Consider the following 25959-nt stretch of genomic DNA (forward strand, 5'->3'; position numbering starts at 1 on the left):
CGCAGCGGGCTAACGATCAAACGTATGTCATCTGGCAACTAACTAATAACTAATCAATAAGGCCGTATACCGCGTTGAAAAGCGCGAAGCGCTTACAAATGGTTTGCAATTACGCGAGTCAGTTTCTGAGACGAGCGAACAAACTTCCTTTAGAAACGAGGCATGGAGGCGGACGTAAAGCGGAGGGGCGGAATTGTTCTGGAGAAGCGGAGCGTTCGCCTTTGTCACTCGAATTGTTACCGCTTCTGAATTCATAAGATCAGAACAATCCGAGGACAACAGCGATCGTAAGAACATTCCGCACCGCAGCGATCTATAGCTCAACCGTATCTTTACCGCAAGTAACTAATCTTTCAATCCATCAAACCCGCTCCGGCTTTTTCTTCCTGCTCCTCTTCTTCGGCTTACTCTCACTATCATTTGAACTCGCCTTACCTTTTGCCCCTGCTTTACCATTTGCACTAGTTGTATAACTTACAACTTCATTCTCATCAGCAGTCACTGCAGTCTCCTGCACCGGCCACCCTGCAATTACTTCCGCATGCTCGGTCAGCGCGGCTGTACCTTGCGCGGTGAGCCGGTATATGCCTCGTTCCGCCCTCTCGAACCAGCCATAATAATTCGTCCGCAGCATATCGCCCGCTTTGCTATTGCTCGTCATCCTTGCGAGCGTCGCGGGCGAGGCTGGACCATGGCGCAGTACGTCAGCCATGCGGAGGCACTTCTCGCGGTAGGCCGTCATCAGCTTGCGCTTCGTGCTGCCGCCGACGTTGTAGTCGCCTGAGCGCTCGCGGAACTCGCGGAGCAGCCGATCATGCCGCTTTGCTCGGTAACGGGCACGGGGTGGATCACCCGGTTCGCACAACATTTCGACGAGCGCTGGTTTTGTTTTGAATAACGTAACGGTCATCAGTCCAAGTCCCAGCATCCGGCACAGCTCGGTAATATCGCCGAAACGTTGGTTGACCGCACCGCTTTTCTTCCGATTTCGCTCCACGACGAGTGTGACCAGCGGATTCATCCGCAGTCGTTCCACCCCTTGCAACAGCAAGGCGAGATTGAAGGTTCGTTTCATTTCTACAATAATAACTTCTTCCTCAATACCGATGCCGTCTTCGGTGTCGGCTCTAGGCTTAATCGCAACGAGATCGCAATGGAGCACTTCGCCTTTCACTTCGTAACCTTGCGTCTCGAAATACCGCTTAACCGGCTCGTACAATTCCGCTTCTTCCTTTACAGCCATCCCGTTGTCCTCCCCGTTCCCCATGAAGCCGTTGATGTCCGATGCAGGAACACCCATTCGTATTAGTTGTGTTTCATTATAGGAGAATGGATGCGGCGTGTCGAGCGTTAGCGAATAGTCGTCTAAAAAATTGGTCAATTTCCTGCTCGGCAACGCATAGGAATGTAATACTTCAAAATCAGCTCCAAGGCACGGCGGGCGATACAGAGAAATCCCAAAGGCGGAAGTAGGGATAGGGCAGATCGCGAGCGATGGGAGGAGGCAAGGCATGGATATATTCAAACGGTTATCAGAGTATCGAGCAGAGAGTGATAAGCTTGCCTGGACAGGGACATTCAAAGATTATGTTGATCTGTTGAGAAATGATCCGACACCGGCCATGACCGCGCACGCCAGAGTGTACGATATGATTGAATCGTATGGCGTCGAGGAAGCAGGCGGGCATAAGCGATACCGCTTCTTCGAGCAGGAGATATTCGGCCTCGATCGTGCGATCGAGAAGCTGGTTGAGGAGTATTTTCATTCAGCTGCCAGACGACTGGATGTTCGCAAAAGAATTCTGCTGCTGATGGGACCCGTCAGTGGTGGCAAATCAACGATTGTCACAATGCTCAAACGCGGCTTAGAGCAATATTCGCGCGAACAGCGCGGTGCCGTCTTCGCAATCAAAGGGTGCCCGATGCATGAAGATCCGCTGCATCTTATCCCGAATGAGCTTCGTCAAGAGGTAGAGCGTGAGCTTGGTGTACGCATTGAAGGAAATCTGTGCCCGTCATGCCAGATGAGGCTGAGGACGGAATTCAACAACGACATCGAGAACGTACAGGTGGAGCGGGTCATCGTTTCGGAGGAAAATCGCATCGGCATCGGCACGTTCAGCCCTTCGGACCCGAAATCGCAAGATATTGCAGACCTGACGGGCAGCATCGACTTCTCGACGATTACGGAATTCGGTTCGGAGTCTGATCCGCGCGCCTATCGGTTTGACGGTGAGCTGAATAAAGCAAACCGCGGCCTGATGGAGTTCCAAGAGATGCTGAAGTGCGATGAGAAGTTCCTATGGAACCTCCTCTCGCTGACGCAGGAAGGCAACTTCAAAGCTGGACGGTTCGCGCTCATTTCGGCCGACGAGCTCATCATCGCTCACACGAACGAATCGGAGTATAAAGCGTTCATCAGCAACAAGAAGAATGAAGCGCTCCAATCTCGGATGATCGTCATGCCGATTCCATACAACCTGCGCGTGACGGACGAAGAGAAGATTTATACGAAGCTCATTGCACAGAGCGACATGAAGCATATTCATATTGCGCCGCATGCTTTGCGGGCCGCGGCGATTTTCTCGATACTTACCCGTCTGAAAGAAACGAAGAAACAGGGCATCGACATTGTGAAGAAAATGCGCATGTACGATGGCGAAGAGGTCGAAGGCTTCAAAGAAGCCGATCTGAAGGAGATGCAAAGCGAGTTTATCGAAGAAGGCATGTCCGGCATCGACCCTCGTTATGTCATTAACCGCATCTCGAGCGCACTGATCCGTCAAGACCTGCAGTGCATTAATGCACTCGACGTGCTGCGTGCAATGAAGGAAGGACTTGATCAGCATCCTTCTATTACGAAGGATGAGCGTGAGAAGTACTTGAACTTCATCTCGATTGCGCGCAAGGAGTATGATGCGCTCGCCAAGAAGGAAATCCAGAAGGCGTTCGTTTACTCGTTCGAAGAGTCTGCTCGCACGTTGTTCGAGAACTATCTCGACAACATCGAAGCGTACTGCAATTGGACGAAAATCAAAGATCCGCTCACGGGCGAGGAGCTTGATCCAGATGAAAGACTGATGCGCTCCATTGAGGAGCAAATCGGCGTATCGGAGAATGCGAAGAAAGCGTTCCGTGAAGAGATTCTCATTCGTATATCTTCCTACTCACGCAAAGGCAAGAAGTTCGACTACTCCAGCCACGAGCGTCTGCGCGAAGCAGTTGAGAAGAAGCTGTTCGCCGATCTGAAGGACATCGTGAAGATCACGACTTCTACGAAGACGCCGGATGAGACGCAGCTCAAACGCATGAACGAAGTCACGAAACGTCTGATCGACGACCACCACTACTGCCCGGTGTGCGCGAATGAGCTGCTGCGTTATGTGGGAAGTCTGTTGAACCGATAAGCTTGGGCGCAATGAGCTGTGAGAGAAGCCGTTCGAATCCATCGACAGGATGGGGTTCGGACGGCTTTTCTTTTATCCAATTAGAGTTCGATCGATATGGAATAGGACATGTTTCTTTAAAGGACTGCCTTCCTCGACTCTAGGATGCTCGAAGGTCCGAATAAAACGCATGCCGATTTTGGACATCACATTCTTCGAAGGGGTGTTCACCTCGGCCGTAAAGCTATAAACGTCAGTAAATCCCAATTGGTTAAATCCATATTGCAGACAAGCTTTCGCGCCCTCCGTTGCATACCCTTTTCCCCAGGCTTCTTTCTTCAGCCTCCAGCCAATCTCTATGCATGGTGTAAAGTCAGCTTCGAATGTTGGCCGGTGAAAGCCGATAAAGCCAATAAACGCTTTGCTTTCTTTGACTTCTACGGCGTATAACCCAAATCCGCATTCCTGAAACTCGGACATGATTGATTGATAGAACACATCTGTTTCTTCGTTGGATAAAGTTTTGGGAAAATACGTCATAACCTCTTCGTCCGCATTGAGTCGACGAAATGGCTCCAGATCTGTTTCCTCCCAGTCGCGTAATTGTAATCTTGCTGTCTCAAAATAGATCATTCTACACCTCCAATGAAGTATGTTTGGACAAGCTATTGTACCACAGAAAATCGTGGATGCAGCAGCGGATTATCCGTAACTTTCCATACGTCTTCAGCGTCCATATAGGCAGCATGAAATGAATGGTCAAGAGATCGGAGAGGGATCGATGCATCTTAGTCGAATTACAGGGATCGCCGTATGTGTAATCTTATTGTCGCTGTCTTTGGCGGCATGTCAGGCTGCCGACGATAACGGAGGAGAACCACCATCAACATTGGCAAGTTCGCAGGGCGTTGAGAATGTAGAAACTACGGCCGATGATGATAGCGGCAGGCTAACCGACGTGACAATATCGGAGGAAACAGTCGATTGGAATAATGATGGAACAATGGAGAAGCTTCTTATTAAGATGACCGAAGGAAAACTTGTGAAATACCCGGATCCAGGTCCGATCATGGGTGATTGTTATGTCGGACAATTCGCTGCTGAATTGACGGATGCGGCGGGGAATGTACTGCAGACGCATGATATTGGGGTGGAATTCGAATCCGATGGAAGTATGACTTTCCGCAGAGGCATGCTGCCATTCTCTATACCGTTCGATGATTACAATGGAGACGGTTATCCGGATTTTACAGTCGGACAATATGCAACGAGCAACGGCAATATCTTCAACATCTATACGATTCAGCCGGAAGGCATCTCTCGAATCGGAGGCCCGATCTTCACGTCTGACCGAGACGGCTATTATTCGACCCGCTATGCGAAGAAGCCGCCGAGCTCGTTGCTCAATCGTTATTACGATAACAGCCGAGGAGAAACATTCGAATCGACGTTCGAGTGGATCAACGATGCATTCGTTAAGCAAGGGGAAAAGGTGGTTGTGTTCCAAGAGGATACGGCATCTTAATGCGGCACAAGTTTAGAGATGCGTAATATACGACGGATCTAGCGTAAGATCGAACATCGTCACCAACTGCTAAATCTCCGATAATGAAGGCAGATCAAACACAGCGGGGGTCAATACCCACTACGGTATTGGCCTGTTCGTATTTGTTGGCTTTGGGCTGCTGTCGCAGCTGCAACTATTGGAGGGAGTGCAACGACGATGCTTAATAGTGAAACGATTCACCCGGATCATCATCACGCACCACGTGCGGAGGGCGACCGTCCGCTTGGAGAAGTGAAGAAAGTGACGGAGGAGAGCAATGGCGCGATCCGACTTCATTATACACAGGGCACGCTGGACTTTGCATTGTATGGCGATGATTTCATACAAGTTACACTGCTCGGAACGGGCGATTCAAACGCTGTGGCCGGAACGAAAGAAGTCGAGCTGCCCGCTGTACTGCCTGCAGAGTATGTAATAGATGGACAGAAGCTGACGCTGCAGGGCAATAAGCAGGTCGTCGAGATTGATTTGCAGTCATCGTGGATCACCTTCGGTACGAAGGATGGTGCATTTGCACGTCAATCGGGGCTGTCTTGGAATGCCCAATGGAAGGCGAGTGCGTATTTTGCGAAAACTGCTGCCTCTCGTTTCTATGGGCTTGGCGAGAAAGCTGGATTCCTTAACAAGGCTGGCGAACGGTATGAAATGTGGAATACGGACGTTTATTCGCCGCATGTGCAAGACATCGATGCGTTGTACCAATCGATTCCGTTCGTTATTCATGCAGATAAGGAAGGTGCATATGGTATTTTCCTCGACAATCCGGGCCGAACATTCGTTGATATGCGATCTTTTGCGGATTCATTCAGCTTCGGCTGTGCAGCAGGCGCACTGCGTTATTACGTCATTACAGGTCCGGATCTTAAATCCGTCGTAAGCCGCTACACGCAGTTGACCGGACGTGCCCCGATGCCGCCCAAGTGGTCACTTGGTTATCACCAATCCCGTTACAGCTATATGGATCAAGAGGAAGTGCTGACGCTCGCGCGTACATTCCGTGAGAAGGGTATTCCTTGCGATGCCATCTATCTCGATATTCATTATATGGAGAGCTATCGCGTCTTCACATTCGATCCGATCCGCTTCCCGGATCCGAAGGCGATGATGGCCGAACTTAAGGAAATGGGCATACGCATTGTCCCAATCGTCGATCCTGGCGTGAAGAAAACGGCTTCCGACGCCGTTTATCGGGAAGGGCTTGCGAACGATTACTTCTGCCGTTTCATTGAAGGCGAGTTGTTCTCTGGGAAGGTCTGGCCAGGCGAGAGTGTATTCCCGGATTTCTCTGACCCAGCGGCGGCAGCGTGGTGGGGCGATCTTCACGCCTTCTATACCGAGATTGGCATCAGCGGCATCTGGAACGATATGAATGAACCGTCGGTTTTCGATTCGGAGTCCAAGACAATGGATGCCGAGGTTATGCATAACAATGATGGCCAGCCGAGGACGCATGGCGAGCTTCACAATCTGTATGGCTTGTGGATGTCGAAGGCGACGTACCTTGGATTGGAGCGGCTGCTGGATGGCGAGCGGCCATTTGTGTTAACCCGTGCAGGTTATGCCGGTATTCAAAAGTATGCTGCTGTATGGACAGGCGACAACCGCAGCTACTGGGAGCACTTGGCGCAGTCGATTCCGATGATTATGAATCTCGGAATGTCTGGTGTTGCATTCACGGGAGCGGATGTTGGCGGATTCGCCTCCCATAGCGGCGGCGAGCTGCTTGCGCGTTGGACGCAGGCTGGCGCCTTGCTTCCTTACTTCCGCAATCATAGCGAGCTGGGCTCGATTCGGCAGGAGCCATGGGCTTTCGGAGCTGCTGTTGAGCAGATCTGCCGTGAATATATCCTTCTTCGATATCGCCTTTTGCCGACGATCTACAGCTTGTTCAAGGAAGCGAATGAAACAGGTGTACCGATCGTCCGACCGCTCGTGCTCGAATATCCGAATGATCCGTTCGTGACGAATATGAATGATCAATATATGCTGGGAACGGATATCCTCTTGGCGCCAGTATTGAAGCCAGGCGTTGCGTGCCGCTCGGTCTACCTGCCAGAAGGACAATGGTATGACTACTGGACAGGTGAGCGACTAAGCGGCGGCCGGCATGTTCTGGCGAATGCGCCGCTCGAGACGATGCCAATCTATATTCGAGGGGGAGCCATTATCGTTGAGCAAGGTGAGAATGCACAACATACAACAGATCCTGCTGCAGCAGCGATCCGCCACATTGAGCTGTATGCGTCTGCGTCTAGTAGTGCCGAGACGAACCAGAAGCTTCACTATGAGGATGATGGCTTGACGGATCAATACCGCAATGGCCAGTATATGAATAGAGAGCTAATTTTGCAGGAGACACATCATTCCGTTTCGTTCTCGACGCGTGTTGTACATGCAGGTCTTGGAGAACAGACTCAAGCGGTTAGCCTAACGATCCACGGCTTGCGCAACCAGCTGAATCAAGTACGTGCTTGGTCATCAGATAATCGGGAGATCGAGCGGCTTGAATCAATCGCCGTTGAGTCAAACGCAGCGGGTACGAGGATGACGCTGGAGTTCGAACAATGGCCAGCACGCATCGAATGGACTTAAGGTAAGTAAAAACCCGTCCGTTGATCACGAAGGGGCTCGGGCAGCTTATTTGGCATCGAATTTTGATCCAACCCTCGAACTCCGCTACGGTGCTGAACAGCCGGGTTTTTACTATTAATTGTATAAATTAATAAAGAAGCATCGGCAATGGAGCGGCTGTGCTGTGTACTTGTACAGCGAGCCGGTCGTGGCTGATGCTTCTTTAAACTAAATCATAGCCAGACCGCTTATAGTTTATATCTATCAAGTAAATAGACATTATATATTTCAGTTATCAAGTGAAGCGTGATATAACCTTTATAAGGAATTGAACAGTAAATGATAGGAGCGTGTGAGAGATGGTTAACGAACGAGTAGGCGTGAATCAGCCAAGTGTGGATGGAGAGAAGAAGGCAGGACAGCAGCAAACGTGGAAACCGGAAGTTTATGATAAGGAAATGGCATTCGTATCGGCGTTTGGCGCACCATTAATCGATCTGCTCCAAGTGAAGCCTGGCGAGACGGTTATTGACTGGGGATGCGGATCAGGGGATCTTGCTTCAGCCATTGCAGAGAAAGGCGCTCACGTAGCAGGCATCGACTTCTCGGCATCGATGATTGACAGCGCTCGTGCCAAATATCCAACGCTGAAGTTCGAGGTGGCCGACGGACAGCGATTTGTTGCCCCTGAACCAGTAGATGCAATATTCAGCAATGCTGCACTTCATTGGATGACTGATGCAGCGGGAGTTGCTGCCAGCATGGCAGCTTCGCTCAAGCCTGGCGGCAGGCTCGTCGTCGAGTTCGGCGGCCATGGCAACATTCAAGCAGTGACAGACGCTCTTCGCGAAGCATTCGATGCGATTGGTGTCAGTCAGCCGTACCAATCCCCTTGGTATTTCCCGACGATTGGGGAGTATGGGATGGTGCTGCAGCAGGCAGGCTTCGAGGTGAATTCGGCGATCTTGTTCGATCGTCCGACGAAGCAGGCGAATGGAGACAATGGGCTCCGTGGGTGGCTGGCAACGTTCGCGGATGGCATACTGTCTGTACTGCCGGCAGAAGAAGCGGATGCGGTCGTCCGCTGGGCGGAGGAACGCCTTCGCCCGGCGTTGTACAGCAATGGCGAGTGGAATGTGGATTACCGTCGTCTGCGGGTAACGGCAACACGCAAATAGTTTAATGGGAGATAGCGGTCCGATATGGGCTGCTATTGTTCTGCCCTTCATCCTTACAAAATCTCCATACATCAATATAGTTGACAGGTCTGAGCTTCCTCCTGCACAATTAGGGCAACTTCAGCACTAGAGGAGACTAACATGTTACGAAGCTGGAAAATGATTCTTGCGCTGGCGATCCCTTCGCTCGTTGCATTCGCAGGACAGACGGTGACAGGTACGCTCAATCTTATCATCGTCGGCAAGCTGGGTTTTTTGTTTATCGCAATTGTTGGTGTCGTTAATATCATCATGTACAACGCATTCGCCATCTTCTCCGGCATTGGCCACACCGTCAACTATCTCGTCGCGCAAAATGACGGTGCAGGCAACATGCGCAAAGGGATTGAGCGCACTTATTTCGCCTTCTACTTATGTGCCTTATTCGCTGTGTTCCTCGCCGCTGTCGGGTGGCTGTTCGCGGACGATCTGCTTCGATTAACAGGGGGCTCTAAGGAGTTAGTCGAAGCCGGTACGTTCTACACGGAGCTTCGCTTCTATGCGATGGCGTTCGGTATTTTCAACTTCGCCTTCCATGGCTTCCTGCGGGGCATTGGAGCGACTAGGCTGTCCATGGTGGTGTCAATTATAGCTAATGCCATCATGCTGCTTGGTACATATACGCTTACGTATGGTCATTGGGGTCTGCCTGAGCTCGGACTTAAGGGAGCGGGGATAGCGATGCTGCTTGGGGAGGGCATTCAAGCGCTTGTCTGTGCTTACGTCTTCTTCTTCCCTTTACATCGGAAGTATCGTACACGCGTCCCTGCACGTATCGACTGGCGAGAGATGAAGTTGCTCGCCGCAGAGAGCGGCAAGCTAGGCGTACAGGAATTCTCGCTTAGTCTTGCGATGTACCTGTTCACCGCATTCGTTGCACGGCTTAGCGATCAGGCGCTGGCAGCGAATGAGGTGGCGCTAAGCATTATGTCATTCGGTTTCATGCCAGCCTTTGCTTTCGGTTCAACCGCAACGATTCTTGTTGGCCGCTATGTTGGACAAGGCGAAACGAAGCTTGGGCGAAGAGCGGGGACCGACGTGGCGATACTCTGCACATTGTTCCTTATTGCGCTCGGTACGCTTGAGCTTATATTCGCGGTTCCAATCGCGCATGTGTATACGAGCGATCCCGAAGTGTATAAACTTGCGGCCCACTTGATCAGCGTGTCAGCTTATCTGCAAATTTTCGATGGATTACTTAATGTATACGCAGGCTGCATGCGCGGCTTGGGTGAGACAACCTTCCTGCTGAGAGTTTCCGTCATATGTTCGTGGGCGCTGTTCGTACCGCTTGCCTACTTGTTCTTGTTCGTATTCGACTGGGGCAGCATGGGTGCGTGGCTGGCGTTGTATCTCTATTTGACCGTATTCGGGATCTCCGTCATGATCCGCTTCTACCGAACGGATTGGTCGTTGATCCGGGTGAAAGAGGCGTCGGCGCACTAGTAAAAGTGACGTTTCGGCACCGAATTTTCGGTTTCGTCATCATTTGACAAAAATATTGCCAGGTAGGCAAGCATATTTCCATATGGGCTCACATATACTCCAGTAAGGCGTACTTTCTCCAAAACGAGGCATGCTCGGACGAACTTCTAAGAAGGAAAATGAAGGCGATTGGGCGAATCTTTAGCAGTGGTGGAAGGCGCATTACGGAGCCCGGATAACGAGAAGACAGGATCCAATTCGTTGGGTCCTGTCTTCCTTGTACCATGAATCTTCTACCTAATGTTATATAAGTTGACACAAAAGGAAAGAATGTAGTAGGATCAAATTAAATTCATTCCCAATTTGCGGCTATTGTGTAACAATTCGTGACATAAATTAGCGTGACGGCGAATGGCACGATTGAGAAAGGTTGCTGCAGCACCTTGGAGGAGGCGGTTGACATGTCGACGGCCAGACAGTCGCAGACACCGTATTATGATTCGCAATCGTTCTACGACGAAATGTTCGACACGGATTTCACCGTTCGTCCGCATTACGACCCTGTTTATCGGCTGTTTTCCCGAATGAAGCCAGCAGACCTGGCCGCTCGGCAGCAAGCGCTGAATCAGAGAATGCTGGAAGAGGGCATTACTTTCACGCTGTATGAACCGAATCAACAGGAACCGCTCGAGCGGACGATACCATTCGACTTTATTCCACGTGTTATTCCGAAGCATGAATGGGAAGCAATCGAGCGAGGTCTTCGCCAGCGGGTGCAAGCGCTCAATGCTTTCTTGCATGATGTGTACCATGAGCAGCATATTGTGAAGGATGGCGTCATTCCACGCCGGATGATTGTATCGAATACGTATTTTCGTCCGGAGATGGTCGGGGTGGACGTTCCCGGCGGCATCTATATAACAGCATCAGGTATAGACCTCATTCGCGATGAGCGCGGACGATACTTTGTGCTTGAAGATAATTTGCGCTCACCATCGGGATTCTCTTATTTGTATAAGGGGCGTACGATGATGAGTGAGCTATTCCACGATTTGTACCTGTCTTCCTCGGTGCAGGATGTTGAACGCAGCTTGAACGTATTTCTTAGCGCGCTCAAATCGCTCAGTCCAACGGGCAAAAAAGATCCTGTTATCGCACTTCTTAGCCCAGGCCCTTATAATTCCGCCTACTTCGAGCATACATTTCTAGCACAGCAGATGGGCCTTCATCTTGTTGAGGGACGCGATCTTGTCTATATGGACCATAAAATCTATATCCGCAGCTTGAACGGCTTACGGCAGGTAGATGTCATCTATCGTCGCATTGATGACGATTTCCTGGATCCGTTGGCGTTTAATCCGACCTCGTTGTTAGGGGTGCCGGGATTAATGAATGCTTATCGGGCAGGCAACGTCGCGATAGCGAATGCGCCAGGTACTGGCGTTGCGGACGATAAAGCGGTGTATGCTTATGTCCCGGACATGATTCGTTATTACCTCGGCGAGGAGCCGATACTGCTTAACGTACCAACGTATATTCTGACGCGCAAAGAAGATAGGGAATACGCGCTTGCTCATCTAGATGAACTTGTCGTGAAGGAAACATCGCTGTCGGGTGGTTACGGTATGCTGATCGGTCCTGCAGCATCTCCGAAAGAAATTGCCGCATTCGCTGATGCGATCCGCAAAACGCCTGAGAAGTATGTCGCACAGACGACGATGCAGCTTTCACGTGCACCGATTATGCAGGGTGGCGCGATGGTGCCGAGGCATATTGATTTGCGGGCATTCGTATTGAAAGGGACGGAGTCTCATGTTATTCCGGGCGGTCTCACGCGTGTTGCAATGAATGAGGGATCACTCGTCGTCAACTCTTCGCAGGGCGGCGGCGTGAAAGATACGTGGGTGCTCAGTCGTTAAGTATGCTTCCGATGTAATGTTGCTATATCCGCAAGCAGCAGGGCTGCATGCGTATTTACGCAACATTAGTAACGCTTCCGATGTGATGTTGCTGCATACACAAGGTGCTGTCGCACCATGCGTATTTACGCAACATTTTAGAATGGAGGGATTGACGTGTTGAACCGTAATGCCGAAGCGCTGTTCTGGATCGGCCGTTATATGGAACGTGCAGAGAACCATGCGAGGCTCATTGATGTTCACTATCATTTGCAGCAGGAAGAGCTGATCTTAACCACAGGCGAGGAACCGGTTGAGACGATGTGCAAATGGGCTCGCATCGTTGATGCGCTTGGCAGCAGGCATGCATTCGAGCAGCAGTATGATTCATACGATGAGCAGGAAGTGCTCATGTATGTAACGCTCGATCGCGACAATCCGAATTCGCTCGTCTCCTGCGTTAATCATGCACGGAACAATCTTAGAACATTGCGGGAGAAGGTGCCTAGCGAGCTATGGGATACGATCAACGGCTTCTACCTATGGCTCCGCGAGAAGCAAGCGAAGGATTTGACCCGCGAGTCGCCCCATCAGTTTTTCGGCCAGACGAAGGATTGGACGGCCTTGTTCCAAGGCTACAGCCAATCGGTGATGCCTCGGGAGAATGAATGGCATTTCATCGAGTGCGGCCGGTACCTAGAGCGTGCGGAGAATACGCTCCGTATTCTGCAGGCTGTTGAGCATGCAGCGGAAGGCGAGGGTTGGAACAGTGCCAATGCCTATCCGTATCTGAATGCAGTACTCAAATCGGTGAGTGGTTATCAATCGTTCCGCCGATATTATCTGGACAGCGTCGCTGTTGAGGCAATCGTAGAATTCGTTGTCCTCAATCCGACATTTCCGCGCTCGGTTCATTTTGCCTTACAAGAGCTTGTTGAGCATATTCGTGCCCTGGATCTGCAGGATAAACAGCTGCGTGCGGCACACGATCGTATCATAAGGCAAGTTGGCAAAGTGATTGCTGATATTGGCTGCTTGGAACGGGACGATCTGGTGCTGGATCGTGAAGGCCATATCACGGCACATCTGCTCAGCGCATGTGAATCGCTTGGCGTGGCATTCGCCAAGACGTTCTTTCGAATGGGGGAAGTCAGCGCATGAAGCTGCAAATCTCTCACATGACGCAGTACAGCTATGCGGAGCCGATCACCGACAGTGTCAATGAAATCCGGCTGACCCCGAGCACGAATGAACGCCAAGCATGTTACAATCACTCGATCGCTATCGAACCTAATGCTTCATTGTTCACATATGAAGACTGTTTCGGCAACCGCGTGCATGCATTCTCCGTTAATGCCCCTCATACGAAGCTAACCATCCGGACGAATCTGACCGTTGTGACGACAGAGTCCTTCAATAAAGAAGAAAGCGCACATAAGCAGCAGTTAAAACCAGCGGAGGCGTGGGCGAAGTTGACCTCGGATGAATCGATCGACCGATTCATTGAGTTTCTGCTTCCAACCGCATACACGGAAGTTACCCCTGATATTGTAGCTTTGATGGAGCAGGTGCCTGTTGTTGGCGCTGTGCGAGAGACTGCAATCGCGGCTGAAGGCAATGTGACGGTAGATGTGACGCCGGCCGTTGGTGTCTATGAATGGCTGTCAGCGCTTAGCAAGTACATCCGTACCAGCTTTATCTACGACCCTAGTGCGACGAACGTTCGGACGAAGGCGTCGGAGATGATAACGAAGCGACGAGGGGTATGTCAGGATTTTGCCCATCTGATGCTGGCCGTATGTCGGGCGCGCGGCGTTCCTGCCCGCTATGTGAGTGGATATCACTTCGTCGGCGACTTGCAGGGCGGCAGCGCAGACTTCGAACAGGCATCGCACGCGTGGGTAGAGGCCTACGTGCCGAAGCTTGGCTGGTGCGGCTTTGATCCGACGAACGAGTCGCCAATCGGCGAGCGATACGTGAAGCTTGGTCATGGACGCGACTATAAGGATATTGTGCCTGTGAAAGGCATTTATCACGGGACCGGCGAGCAGCGGCTGCAAGTCACGGTGGATGTTCGAAAAGTTGACGAATAGCTTGGTTCCGCTTTTGATCACGAAGCCATTTTGAATACGTACTATAAAAATCAGAGCCTTCATCGATGCCTTGCGGCGGGATGAAGGCTTATTGCGTAAAGAGAATAATTGCGGGGTGGGACGGGCAACCTGAAAGAAAAAAAGGGAGACTGACATGCCAATACATCCATGGGCTGCCACTGCGGCATGCATCGCTCTGCTTGTTCCGCAGTTCTTTGTTCCATATTCGACGCCCGTTCATTCGATAACCGCTCATGCTCATTCGGCTGAAGCGCCCGTGAAGAAGGATCGTTATTATTATGAGAAGCGCGGCGACGTCGTGTGGGAGGTCAAAACCGACCGTCCGCTCATTGCGCTTACGTTCGATGACGGCCCTGATCCAAAGCAAACGAATGCTATTCTCGATTTGTTGAAGCAGTATGGCGCGCGCTGTACGTTTTTTGTTATTGGCAAAAGAGTGGATGCATTCCCGGAGACAGCGTTCCGCATCGTGTCCGAAGGGCATGAGATCGCGAATCATACGTATAACCATACGTATTTCCAGAACAGTTCTCCTCAGCAAATTCAAGCAGATCTGAAAAAAACGGAAGAGGCCATCCAACGAGCGACAGGGGAGCATTCCGTTCTCTTCCGACCGCCTGGGGGAATGTTTAACGAGAAGCTCGTCGCTACCGCCAATTCAATGGGCTTGAAACCTATTCTTTGGTCATGGCATCAGGATACGAAGGATTGGGTTCGACCTGGTGTAGCGCAAATTACGAACAAAGTGCTGCGAAATGCTCATAATGGGGACATTGTGCTGTTCCATGATCATATCGAGGGGAAGTCTCAGACGATTCAAGCGCTTGCAACGATTCTGCCTGAGCTAACTCGAAGAGGGTTTCAGTTCGTTACCGTATCGGAGCTTATGAAGGATGCGAGCGTGCCTCAACAAAGTAACCAGCAAAGTAACCTATTACCTGATTAACTTCGGCTTCATCCTCGCATCATATGGTGCGGAGGTGATTGAGCTTGCGCAAAACAACTGGCGCAGTGCTGCTGCTTTCTTTGATGATGGTAACCACGACGGCTTGCGGTACGTATAACCATGACCGTAACAAAAACGGGGTAACAACGAATCGTTATCAGTCACAATCGGTCCGGAACTACTCCACTGACGGGTACAGAACGTACAATACGACTGACGGTTATAGAACGTACAACAATGACGCCAATGTTCATCGATTAAACAGCATTACCGGTATGGACAACTACCGCGGCACGGCGAATGGCACGACAAACCGTACGTTCACCGGTACGAACGGTACGACAAACGGTACGACGAGCTTTAATGCAAGCTCGTACAACCGGGCGTTGGCTGAGAAGCTTTCGAAGAAAGCTGCGGCTGTCAGAGGAGTAAGCCAAGCAACGGCAGTTGTTTACGGCAATGATGCAATTATCGGTATCGATGTGAAACAGGGCATGAACACGCGCAACGTCGAGAAGAAGGTACATGAAAGTGTGCGTGCGGAAGCAAAAGGCTTGAAGGTTCACATTACAGGTGACAAAAACATTCACACGCGTATCCGCTCCCTGCAGACGCAGTTGACGGGTACGGGGACTGGAACGGGCCTTAACAACGGTGCCTCCTCCGTACGTCCTTACGGAACGACTGGAACGTATAATGGTCTAGGCATGAACGGCCGTTATGAGAACACGAATTCCTACGGACTTGGCAATGGCACGTTCAATAGCACGCACAATGGCACAGAGGGAGCGCTCGGATTGAACAATCGTCTGAACAACTCCTACCAGTCATTAGGTACGAACGGATCGTATAACTTGTACGGTACGAATGGTACCGACGGACTGCGCCACCCAATTCGTACGCTTGGCAATGATATTCGCGACATTATCTCCGATATTGGTAATGCCGTAACAGCGCCGCTGCGCTAATAATGGTTGAAAGAAGGACAAGCCGCTGCACAGAAGAGCGCGGTTTGTCCTTTTTTGCTGTGTACGCTGGTGCTGAGCTAGTTCTTCTTCCGATAGGCACCGGGCGAGATGCCATATCGCTCGCGAAACAGACGATGGAAGTAGGCATAGCTGCCGAGTCCTGTTTCTGAAGCGATCTGCTCAAGCGACAAGGCGCTGTGATCCATCAGCTTCACCGCATGCGCGAGTCGGAGCTGCTGCGTATAATGAATGATTGATGTGCCAAAATGTTGTTTGAACAAATAGACGGCCCGCGACACACTCAAGCCCGTATGATGGGCGACATCAGCGAGCGTAAGCTCGCCTGCTGCATGCTCCTCGATATACTGACGCATCCGAAGCGCATGATACGCGGCGGGCGACTGATCCTCTGGCGCTTCCTCGATCGCGCGGTCGATCAGCAGGAGCAGCGACCAGACGAGGGCGGTTACGATCGCAGGATTGCCGCCATCCAATCTTCTTTTCTCCAAAATGATCTGACGCCACACTGCCTGCAGCCGATTATCTTCAGCGATCTTCGTCAGCGTTGGGCGCGGCTTCAGCTCCCACCATTCCCGCATGCCTGGACCATTGCTCATCACGAAATAATCACCGGATTGTGTAAACGTTTCCTGTCCATAGCCGATGCGCAGATCGTAGATATCACCCGGTTTGAACATTAACAGGTCGCCAGGTTTAATATCGCGAATGGCGCCATTCACCAATGCTTGGCAAATGCCTTCAATCTGAAGGCGAATGATATAAGTATCTAGGCCCTGATCAAACAAGTGGTGAAATGGATGTTGATGTTTCGAATATTCGCTGAGGTGAACATGGATCTCCTGCATGCCAGTTTCGCTCCCCTATCGATGTGAATGATCTAAGTTCAATCAGATTGTTGATGTTTTCAAGCATATTGTTTCTTCAACCGAATAACTGGCTCCTATTATAATAAAAGCATGACGATTTAGGAAAGGGAGCAGGACAAATGACGACTCGTAAAGTAAGAACGATTCAAACGGCACAAGGCACGCAGGACCGGTTATCAGAGGCGCTTCCAATCGAGCTGCGCGATGATGTACAAGGTATTGAGAATAGAATCATTAACGTATATGAAGATATAGAATTCCAATCCATTATCGGCTTCGGCGGTGCAATTACAGAAGCTTCCGTCGTAACGGCATCGAAGCTCGGCCCTGCGAACAGCAAGCGAATTCTGGATGCCTACTACGATCAGAAGGACGGCATCGGCTACACAATTTGCCGTACGCACATTAATAGCTGCGATTTCTCTCTCGGCAATTACACGTATGTACAGGGTAACGATGCAGAGCTGGAAACCTTCGATATCAGCCATGACCGCGAGCTGATGATTCCATACATTCAACAAGCCAAGGAGCTAGCGGGGGACAGCTTTACGTTCTATGCCTCGCCATGGAGCCCGCCGGCTTGGATGAAGACGAACGGGGAGATGAACAACGGCGGCAAGCTGAAGCCGGAGTATCGCAATGCTTGGGCGCGTTACTATGTCAAATTCATTGAAGCATACGAAGCAGAAGGTCTGCCGGTATGGGGGCTTACGGTTCAGAATGAAGCAAAAGCGGTTCAGATCTGGGATTCGTGCATCTACACGGCAGAAGAAGAGCGTGATTTCGTTCGTGACTACCTCGGACCTGAACTGCACCGCGCAGGTCGTGCAGATGTGAAAGTGATGATCTGGGATCATAACAAAGAGCGCGTCTATGATCGTGCAAGAACGGCATTCGAGGATGCAGAAGCGTCCAAGTACATCTGGGGCCTTGGCTTCCACTGGTACTCCGGCGATCACTTTGAAGCGCTGCAGGCAGTTAAACACCGCTATCCGACGAAGGGTCTTATTTTCACGGAAGGCTGTCATGAAGGCGGCGTACAGATCGGCTCTTGGAAGAGCGGCGAACGTTATGCGCATGACATTATCGGCAATCTGAATAATGGCATGGAAGGCTGGACGGACTGGAACATCGTACTTGATGAGCAGGGCGGACCGAACCATGTTGCGAACTACTGCGATGCACCGATCATTGCGGACACGAAGAATGATTCGCTGACGTTCCAGTCGTCGTACTATTACATCGGACATTTCAGCAAATATATTCGTCCGGGTGCCGTTCGTATAGGCTGCACGAAATATACGGAGCATCTTCAGACATCCGCATTCCGTAATCCAGACGGCCAGATCGTTGTTGTTATTCTTAACCGTACGGACGAGCAGCAACCCTATGTGCTGCGCAACCGTGAGCAAGTAGCAGAAGGCAGCATCCCGGCGCACGGCATCCAGACGCTGCTGTTCCCAAGTCTATAAGAGGAGGCGATAGCGATGACAGAACGTATGTCTCAAGCATGGCTGACGCCTGAGATCAGGCATCAGGCGAAGCAGATCATTGCCAGCATGTCGCTTGAAGAGAAGGTTGGGCAGATGACGCAATACGATTGGGGCTTTAATCCGATCAACCCGGAAACGGGCGTATCGGTAAGGGACTTGCTGCGCGATGAGATCCGTCAAGGACGAGTCGGTTCAATCTTCAACTTGTCGGGAGCAGAGGAAGCCAATGAGCTGCAGCAGCTTATTGCTGAGCATACGGAGCATCGCATCCCGCTGCTTATCGGCCGTGATGTCATTCATGGCTACAAGACCGTGTTCCCGATTCCGCTGGCACAAGCATCTGCTTGGAATCCGGCGCTTGCTTATCGTACGGCCGAAGCAGCTTCGCGTGAGTCGATGGCTGATGGCGTCGCTTGGGTATTCGCACCGATGATCGACGTAAGCCGTGATCCGCGTTGGGGACGGATTGCAGAGAGCATCGGCGAAGATCCGCTGCTGACGTCGCAGTACAGCAGAGCATGGGTTGAAGGTGCGCAGATTGCAGATGCGCCAGGTCAAGCAACGGCAAGCTGTCCGAAGCATTACGCAGGATATGGGCTGGCCGAGGCAGGACGCGACTATAATACGGTCGACCTATCTGACCGCGAGCTTCGCGATGTCATCCTGCCGCCATTCCGTGAGGCTGTTGAAGCGGGCGCGCTTAGCATCATGGCATCCTTTAACGAAATTAATGGGATTCCGGCTTGTGCGAACGAATACCTGCTGAAGACCATTTTGCGAGATGAGTGGGGCTTCGAGGGAATCGTAGCAAGCGACTATAACGCGCTGCAGGAGCTCATTGTTCATGGCGTTGCCGGCAGCGAAGAAGAAGCGTGCGAGCGTGCTGTGTTAGCGGGCTGCGACATGGATATGCATTCGGGCTTCTACATGCGCCATCTGCCGAAGCTTGTTCGAGAAGGACGCGTGCCGGAATCGGTAGTCGATTTGTCTGTTCTTCGTATTCTTGCGGTAAAAATCAAGCTTGGCTTGCTGGAGCAGCCATTCGTGAAAGTGCCATCGGCCGAGACTGCCGCAACTGCACGCGCTTCGTACACAGCGCTCGCTCGCGAGGCTGCCCAGCAGTCGATCGTGCTGCTGCGCAACGAGGCGCAAGTGCTGCCGCTTCGCAAGGGCGGTGCAATTGCGGTTATTGGTCCGCTCGCGGACAATCAGAAGGATCCGCTGGGCTGCTGGGCGTTCGATGGCAAGCCAGAGGACGTTGTCAGCCTGTTAGCCGGCATCCGTCAGGCAGTAGGCGAAGTCGCAGCCGTTCACTATGCGGAAGGCTGTGGCGTAAGCGTCGATAATATGGCTTTCGATGAGTTGTCCGAAGCGGATATTGAACAAGTAATGGCAGCTGTACATCAGTCTGATGTTGTTGTGCTGGCGCTCGGCGAATCGCTTGAGATGAGCGGAGAGTCGCGTTCTCGTACATCGCTTGATCTGCCAGGCGCACAGCGCCAGTTGGTTGAAGCTGTCGCAGCGCTGGGTAAGCCGATCGTCGCTGTGCTCATGAGCGGTCGCCCGCTTGCGCTGCCTTGGCTGGAGCAATATGCGTCGGCCATTGTGCAAGCATGGCACCTTGGTGTCCAGAGCGGGAACGCAGTTGCAGATGTGCTGTTCGGGGACTATAATCCGAGCGGTCGTCTGCCTGTAACGGTTCCGCGCAGCGTCGGGCAAGTGCCGATCTATTACTACCGCAAGAAGACGGGCAGACCTCCGGGTGGCGTCTACTCTTCATACTATATCGATTCAACAACTGAACCGCTGTATCCGTTCGGCTATGGCTTGAGCTACACCAATTTCCAATATAGCGCGGTTACGGCTTCGGTGGGTTCGATTAGCGCAGACGGTCAATTGACTGTGTCTGTTACGGTGACCAATACGGGTGATGCTGCAGGGACTGAGGTCGTGCAATGCTACATACGTGACGAGGTCGCGAGCGTTACACAGCCATTGAAGAAGCTGATCGGCTTCAGCCGTTTGCAGCTGGCACCAGGCGAATCCGGCTGCGCGACGTTCGTAATCGGCGAGCAGCAGCTGGCGATCCTTGATAAAGATATGAAGCGGGCAGTTGAACCTGGACGCTTCACGATATGGGTAGGTCCGAACGCGAGCAGCGGCGATGCCTTGTCGATCGTAGTGGAATAGTTGAACGGGCATTGACGATCGATGGGAAATCGAGTGTCAGTGCCCTTTTGCATAGCAGATCAGGAATGAGGGGTCGCGTAAGAAAGGAGAAGGTGCAATCATGTGCGCTGTAGAGTTGTCTGATTTAGCTTGTCCATGCTGCCAACAACCGACATGGCGATTATATACGGATATTGAACGGTATGTAAGCGAGCATCTGTCGCGGGACATAACATTGAAGGAACTGGCGAACCGATTCGCGTATTCCCCGAATTATTTTGGCGTATTGTTCAGGGATCAGGTAGGGGTTAGCTTTAATGATTTCCTTGTTGATATGCGCATGAAGCGGGCGAAGGAGATGCTTGCGACTCAGCGTTTCAAGATTTATGAAGTAGCGGATCTGGTCGGCTATAAGAGTTTGACTTACTTCACTCGCATGTTCAAGAAAGCCTATGGGATGACGCCAGGGGATTATAAGAAGCTGGGTTAATCGCCTAATGGACGAGTTAGCGCAGGTGCTGCCGAAGTGAACCAAAACCTATAGAAGTTACCTTGTGCCCGAAGCGTATTGGGATGTTAGATTGGTGGCAGTCTAAACGGAGTATGCAGCATATGAAGGCAGAAGGTGGACCTCCTTGCACGAGAAGAAAAAACGGGATTTGGCCGCACTGGCAACGATTCCGTTAATTATGACATTGGCCAATTCAATGCTCATTCCTGTCCTGCCGTTAATGCAGCGCAAGCTGAGCATTACGTCGCTTCAGTCAAGCCTTATCATTACCGTGTATGCCGCTGTGTCGATAATTTGTATTCCTATTGCAGGGTTTCTGTCTGATCGTTTCGGCCGGAAGCTGATTATTATTATCGGGCTTTCTATCGCAGCGGCCGGAGGTGTCGTATCAGGATGTGCGGCTTGGCTGATGGAAGGACATGCTGCATACTGGTGGATCATTGCGGGGCGATTCATTCAAGGCATTGGCGCGGCTGGCGCTTTCCCGATCGTACTCCCGCTCGTCGGCGATATGTTGAAGGACGAGGAGCAGGTGAGCAGTGGGCTCGGCATGATCGAGAGCTCGAACACACTAGGGAAGGTCGTTAGTCCGATTGCCGGCTCGGCGTTGGCATTAATTGTGTGGTTTCTGCCGTTGATCGTTATTCCGTTTATTTGTCTAATCTCCATCATAGCGGTTGCCGTATTCGTGAATAAGCCGAAGGGTCAGCAGCAACCGCCTGTATCTGTGCGGGAATTCATTAAAGGCGTACGAGCAATACTGTCTAAGAACGGCCGATGGCTGTATGCGATATTCGCGATTGGCTGCCTTGGCATGTACATCATGTTCGGCTTCTTGTACGATTTGTCGTCGGTGCTGGAGAAGAAACATCATATCGATGGAGTAATTAAAGGCCTTCTGCTGGCGATTCCGCTTGGCGCTATATGTCTCGCCTCGTTTATTGTCGGCAAGAAGATCGGGAACAATAAGACCGCAATGAAATGGCTGACGGTAATCGGTACAGCTGCAGCGGCTGCTGCCATGGCGGCGATTGCGATGATCGCCCCGAAGGGCTTGTTCATGCTGATGCTGCTGATCTCGATTGCCGGAGCGGGCATAGGGCTCGTGCTGCCGAGTCTGGATGCCCTCATTACTGAAGGGATCGACAAAAAGCAGCGGGGGACCATCACGTCACTCTACAGCAGCATGCGGTTTATTGGAGTTGCGGCCGGACCGCTGATCGCCTCGGTCATGCTTGATCGCGAGCGGCTGATGTTCTGGATCTTCGCCGGGGTCAGCATCGTCAGCTGTGCCCTCGCGCTGTTCTCGATCCGGCCGAAGCAGATGGGCGAAGCTGCTGCGAAGGAGAAGTAAGGGAATATGAAGCTCCGTCCTACACGAAAGTTGCTCGTGTGGGGCGGGGTTTGTTCGTGTTTGAGTTGCCCACTCGTTTGATTCACGCAATGAAGGTGTAGATATTACCTACAAACGCAAAAGCGGCGTACATGGACCGACTGAAGGTGTTGTATTGCACCTGCAATCGGTATCGATGTACGCCATGTATGTTGAAGGTGCATATCTGCACCTACGCATGTGGTTCCCACGTCGCATGAAGCGTACGGAGCATCATTTTTGCACAAAAACACCCTGCTTAGTTACTCCGTATAAGACTTCAACGGTTTCTTCGCCGGGCCATCGAGTACCTCGCCCTTGAAGGAGAAGCGGGAGCCGTGGCATGGGCAGTCCCAAGTTCGGTCACCTTCGTTCCATTCCACCTCGCAGCCCATATGGGTGCAAGTTGTGTCGACTAGATGGAGCGTTCCATCATCCTCGCGATAAGCGCCTGCGCGCTTGCCGTTGACCTGCACGACGCTGCCCTCGCCAGGTTCAACCGTATCCGGATGGCGGCGAACCATCTCCAACTTGCCAGCAAGCAGATGCTTGGCGACATCGGCATTGGTCGACAGGAAGTTGCGGAATGAAGGGTCGGAGTAGAAACGCGATGGCGAGTAAAGTTCTTCATATCGGTTCTCCGCGCCTAGAATCATGTCTTTCAACAGAAGGGCTGCAGCTGTACCGGTGGACATCCCCCATTTGCGATAACCGGTAGCGATTAAAGCATGCGGATCGTTCTGGGTGACATGCCCGATGTAGGGGATGTTGTCCAGTGTCGTCAAATCCTGTGCAGACCAACGGTAGGCAATTTCCAGATCGCCGAACGTCTCCCGCGCGAACTGCTCCAGCGCCTCATAGTGTTTAATCGTGCAAATCCCTTGGCCTGTTTTGTGCTTCTCGCCGCCCACTATGAGCAATTTTTCTCCGTTATAAGTAACCTCCCGGATCGAACGTGGCGGGTCATCGCAGCTTAGATATACGCCGCCGGGATATTCATCCTTCATGCGCAGCGCGAGCACATAAGACCGTTCTGCATACATACGGGCGAAGTAGAACCCTTGCACACTGTAAAAAGGAAAATGCGAGCAGGACACGACATTGCGGCAAGTTACGGTATGTCCTGCGGCTGTTTTCACTATGCTGGTCGGATCGCCGTGATCAACACTTAGCGCAGTCGTGTTCTCGAATACGATACCGCCACGTTCGACGAATGATGTGAGCAGGTGCTGTAGGTACGCGACAGGGTGAAAACGCGCTTGATCGCGCATGACGATTGCGGCTTTCGTATCAATAGCAAAAGGAATTCGCTCGACACGTTCGCCTGGAATGCCAAGCTGCTGATAAGCTGCCCACTCCTTATCGATCTTCTCGATATTGTCTACCGTTGTCGTGTAGACGTAAGCATCCTCCCTAACCAGATCGCATTCGATATGATGCTTGCTGACCCGCTCCCGGATGAAGGCGAGCGCCTCGCTATTCGCCTCATAATATAGGCGGGCTTTCTCTTCGCCGATATGGTGGATGAGCTCGTCGTAGATGAGATCGTGTTGGGCGGAGATTTTGGCCGTCGTATGCCCTGTAGTGCCCGTAACAAGCCGCCCTGCTTCGAGCAGCGCTACACGCTTGCCTTCCTCTGCGAGCAAGCAGGCGAGTGTGATTCCGGTAATGCCGCCGCCGACGACGGCAACATCAACTTCTATATCTTCTTTGAGGGAATCAAATTGCTTGCGTTCAGTCGACTCAAGCCAATAGGAGCTTGGCGCCTCGGGCAGTCCAGCATAGGATAGGGATTGATCATTCGTCATTGAGATGCAGTCTCCTAGTTCATTGTTTTTTCTATATCATGCCATTCGATCCATAATCTTATGACAGGCTTGAGCATAACGCATCTCATTATTCTGATACTACTGATGTTAACCATCAAAGCGAGGTGTATCAATGAAAGCCGTCACGTTCCAAGAGGTGCAGCGGGTTGAAGTACAAGAAGTGCGGGATGCCGCCATTGAAGACAAAGAAGATATTGTTGTTCGCATCACAAGTACAGCGATTTGCGGTTCGGACCTGCATTTGTACGAAGGAAGCATCCCGCTTCCGCCGGGTTATGTTATTGGGCACGAGCCGATGGGAATCGTCGAGGAAGTAGGATCAGGCGTAACGAAGGTTTCAAAAGGCGACCGTGTCGTTATCCCATTCAACGTGTCATGCGGTCAATGCCATTACTGTCAGCATCAGATGGAGAGTCAATGCGATAACAGCAACCCTCATTATGATTCGGGCGGTTATCTGGGTTACTCGGAGAAATTCGGCAATTATCCAGGCGGGCAGGCGCAATATTTGCGGGTGCCGTTCGGTAATTATGCTCCCTTCGTCATTCCGAAGGATTGCGAGCTGGAGGACGAGTCGCTGCTCTTCTTATCGGATGTGCTCCCGACAGCCTATTGGAGCGTGGACAACGCTGGGGTGAAGTCCGGCGATACCGTCATCGTGCTCGGCTGTGGCCCGGTTGGCTTGATGGCGCAGAAGTTTGCCTGGATGAAAGGGGCGAAACGCGTCATTGCCGTCGATCATTTGGATTATCGGCTGAAACATGCGAAGGAGATCAATAAGGTTGAAACGTATGATTTCACGAAAGATGCGGATATGGGCGAGTACCTCAAAGAGATTACGCATGGCGGAGCGGACGTTGTTATTGATTGCGTGGGGATGGATGGGAAGAAGTCGCCGCTCGAATGGCTGGAGCAGAAGATTAAGCTGCAGGGAGGAACGCTTGGTCCAATCCAGATTGCAACGAAAGCCGCCCGTAAGTGTGGGACGGTACAGTTGACTGGCGTATACGGAGGTAACTATAATTTGTTCCCGCTTGGCGCCTTCTTCGCACGTAATATTACGTTGAAGATGGGACAAGCGCCGGTCATTCATTATATGCCCGAGCTGTATAAGCGAATCGTGAATGGTGAATTCGACCCGAAAGCGATTATCACCCACCGGCTTCCGCTTGAAGAGGCCGCACATGCTTACCGCATCTTTAATAATCATGAGGACGGCTGCGTGAAGGTTGTATTGAAGCCGTAGATTGGGAATGAGGGAGAGCGATCTCCCTCATTTTATTTGTTCTGAGCATTTATAAGTGACTTCAAACTGGTACGACATTCTATGTCGTACCAACTCCCTTATGATGAGGATGTACACCACGACCTACACCTATGACGCACATCACATCGAACAAGGGGTTGTCAAACACAATGGTCAAAACAAAAAGAGGCCGCGTTCTCTGGAGCTTGCCATCACGCGGTCGCGGTACTTGCCCGGTATGCCAAGCGACGCGCACTAAGCTGCTGTATACACGTTCTCAAACGAACGGTAAATCCGTGAAAGTATGCAAGAGATGCCAGAACGCAGCGGTTGAAGCAATCGATCGCATTCCGGTCTGAA

The 25959-nt window shown here is 51.6% G+C and carries 20 protein-coding genes; 16 read left to right on the plus strand and 4 right to left on the minus strand.

The window, feature by feature from the left end; translation table 11 throughout:
• Positions 1-361: 361 nt before the first annotated feature.
• Positions 362-1243 (minus strand): DUF2161 domain-containing phosphodiesterase, encoded by an 882-nt coding sequence (locus H8B09_RS02190; RefSeq protein ID WP_191202763.1) that lies wholly within the window; start codon positions 1241-1243, stop codon positions 362-364.
• A 268-nt stretch (positions 1244-1511) separates the two neighbouring features.
• Here H8B09_RS02190 and H8B09_RS02195 point away from each other — a divergent pair, with 268 nt between their 5' ends.
• Positions 1512-3407 (plus strand): PrkA family serine protein kinase, encoded by a 1896-nt coding sequence (locus H8B09_RS02195; protein WP_191201837.1) that lies wholly within the window; start codon positions 1512-1514, stop codon positions 3405-3407.
• A 72-nt stretch (positions 3408-3479) separates the two neighbouring features.
• Here H8B09_RS02195 and H8B09_RS02200 read toward each other — a convergent pair whose 3' ends face one another.
• Positions 3480-4019 (minus strand): GNAT family N-acetyltransferase, encoded by a 540-nt coding sequence (locus H8B09_RS02200; RefSeq protein ID WP_191201838.1) that lies wholly within the window; start codon positions 4017-4019, stop codon positions 3480-3482.
• A 148-nt stretch (positions 4020-4167) separates the two neighbouring features.
• On the opposite strand from H8B09_RS02200, the gene H8B09_RS02205 reads away from it, so the two are divergent.
• From H8B09_RS02205 to H8B09_RS02245, 9 genes are all read left to right on the plus strand, one after another.
• Positions 4168-4911 (plus strand): hypothetical protein, encoded by a 744-nt coding sequence (locus tag H8B09_RS02205; RefSeq protein ID WP_191201839.1) that lies wholly within the window; start codon positions 4168-4170, stop codon positions 4909-4911.
• 198 nt (positions 4912-5109) lie between these two features.
• Positions 5110-7545 (plus strand): glycoside hydrolase family 31 protein, encoded by a 2436-nt coding sequence (locus H8B09_RS02210; RefSeq protein WP_191201840.1) that lies wholly within the window; start codon positions 5110-5112, stop codon positions 7543-7545.
• Between the two features lie 338 nt (positions 7546-7883).
• A complete protein-coding gene (locus H8B09_RS02215; RefSeq protein ID WP_191201841.1) occupies positions 7884-8702 on the plus strand; it encodes a class I SAM-dependent methyltransferase in 819 nt (272 codons plus the stop codon).
• Between the two features lie 141 nt (positions 8703-8843).
• Positions 8844-10187, plus strand: coding sequence for an MATE family efflux transporter (locus H8B09_RS02220; RefSeq protein WP_191201842.1), 1344 nt, complete (start codon positions 8844-8846; stop codon positions 10185-10187).
• 440 nt (positions 10188-10627) lie between these two features.
• The gene (locus tag H8B09_RS02225) at positions 10628-12085 is read left to right on the plus strand and encodes a circularly permuted type 2 ATP-grasp protein (RefSeq protein WP_191201843.1); all 1458 of its coding nucleotides are present in this window, start codon (positions 10628-10630) and stop codon (positions 12083-12085) included.
• 156 nt (positions 12086-12241) lie between these two features.
• Positions 12242-13225, plus strand: coding sequence for an alpha-E domain-containing protein (locus tag H8B09_RS02230; protein WP_191201844.1), 984 nt, complete (start codon positions 12242-12244; stop codon positions 13223-13225).
• Positions 13222-14157 carry a transglutaminase family protein gene (locus tag H8B09_RS02235; protein ID WP_191201845.1) on the plus strand — a complete coding sequence of 312 codons (936 nt, stop codon included), beginning with the start codon at positions 13222-13224 and terminating at the stop codon, positions 14155-14157. Before H8B09_RS02230 ends, H8B09_RS02235 begins: the two co-directional genes overlap by 4 nt.
• Before the next feature lie 154 nt (positions 14158-14311).
• Positions 14312-15124, plus strand: coding sequence for a polysaccharide deacetylase family protein (locus H8B09_RS02240; protein ID WP_191201846.1), 813 nt, complete (start codon positions 14312-14314; stop codon positions 15122-15124).
• A gap of 44 nt (positions 15125-15168) precedes the next feature.
• On the plus strand, positions 15169-16092 hold the full coding sequence (locus H8B09_RS02245) for a YhcN/YlaJ family sporulation lipoprotein (RefSeq protein ID WP_191201847.1): 924 nt from the start codon (positions 15169-15171) through the stop codon (positions 16090-16092).
• A gap of 77 nt (positions 16093-16169) precedes the next feature.
• On the opposite strand, the gene H8B09_RS02250 is transcribed toward H8B09_RS02245, so the two are convergent.
• On the minus strand, positions 16170-16958 hold the full coding sequence (locus H8B09_RS02250; protein ID WP_191201848.1) for an AraC family transcriptional regulator: 789 nt from the start codon (positions 16956-16958) through the stop codon (positions 16170-16172).
• Between the two features lie 140 nt (positions 16959-17098).
• Here H8B09_RS02250 and H8B09_RS02255 point away from each other — a divergent pair, with 140 nt between their 5' ends.
• The 4 genes from H8B09_RS02255 to H8B09_RS02270 all read left to right on the plus strand — a co-directional run bounded on the left by H8B09_RS02255 (position 17099) and on the right by H8B09_RS02270 (position 22506).
• Positions 17099-18451, plus strand: a complete 1353-nt coding sequence (locus H8B09_RS02255; protein ID WP_191201849.1) for a glycoside hydrolase family 30 protein — start codon at positions 17099-17101, stop codon at positions 18449-18451.
• Positions 18452-18466: 15 nt separating this feature from the next.
• Positions 18467-20662, plus strand: a complete 2196-nt coding sequence (gene bglX, locus H8B09_RS02260; protein ID WP_191201850.1) for a beta-glucosidase BglX — start codon at positions 18467-18469, stop codon at positions 20660-20662.
• A gap of 100 nt (positions 20663-20762) precedes the next feature.
• The gene (locus H8B09_RS02265) at positions 20763-21131 is read left to right on the plus strand and encodes a helix-turn-helix domain-containing protein (protein WP_191201851.1); all 369 of its coding nucleotides are present in this window, start codon (positions 20763-20765) and stop codon (positions 21129-21131) included.
• Between the two features lie 145 nt (positions 21132-21276).
• Positions 21277-22506: an MFS transporter gene (locus H8B09_RS02270; protein ID WP_224753207.1), complete on the plus strand. Its 1230-nt coding sequence runs from the start codon at positions 21277-21279 to the stop codon at positions 22504-22506.
• 281 nt (positions 22507-22787) lie between these two features.
• On the opposite strand, the gene H8B09_RS02275 is transcribed toward H8B09_RS02270, so the two are convergent.
• A complete protein-coding gene (locus H8B09_RS02275; protein WP_191201852.1) occupies positions 22788-24332 on the minus strand; it encodes an FAD-dependent oxidoreductase in 1545 nt (514 codons plus the stop codon).
• A gap of 133 nt (positions 24333-24465) precedes the next feature.
• Here H8B09_RS02275 and H8B09_RS02280 point away from each other — a divergent pair, with 133 nt between their 5' ends.
• Together H8B09_RS02280 and H8B09_RS02285 are read left to right on the plus strand one after the other, a co-directional pair.
• The gene (locus H8B09_RS02280; protein WP_191201853.1) at positions 24466-25599 is read left to right on the plus strand and encodes a zinc-dependent alcohol dehydrogenase; all 1134 of its coding nucleotides are present in this window, start codon (positions 24466-24468) and stop codon (positions 25597-25599) included.
• 170 nt (positions 25600-25769) lie between these two features.
• Positions 25770-25958: a hypothetical protein gene (locus H8B09_RS02285; protein ID WP_191201854.1), complete on the plus strand. Its 189-nt coding sequence runs from the start codon at positions 25770-25772 to the stop codon at positions 25956-25958.
• The last annotated feature ends 1 nt before the right edge of the window (position 25959 follow it).

Source organism: Paenibacillus terricola (genome assembly GCF_014779765.1).
GTDB lineage: Bacteria > Bacillota > Bacilli > Paenibacillales > Paenibacillaceae > Paenibacillus_T > Paenibacillus_T terricola.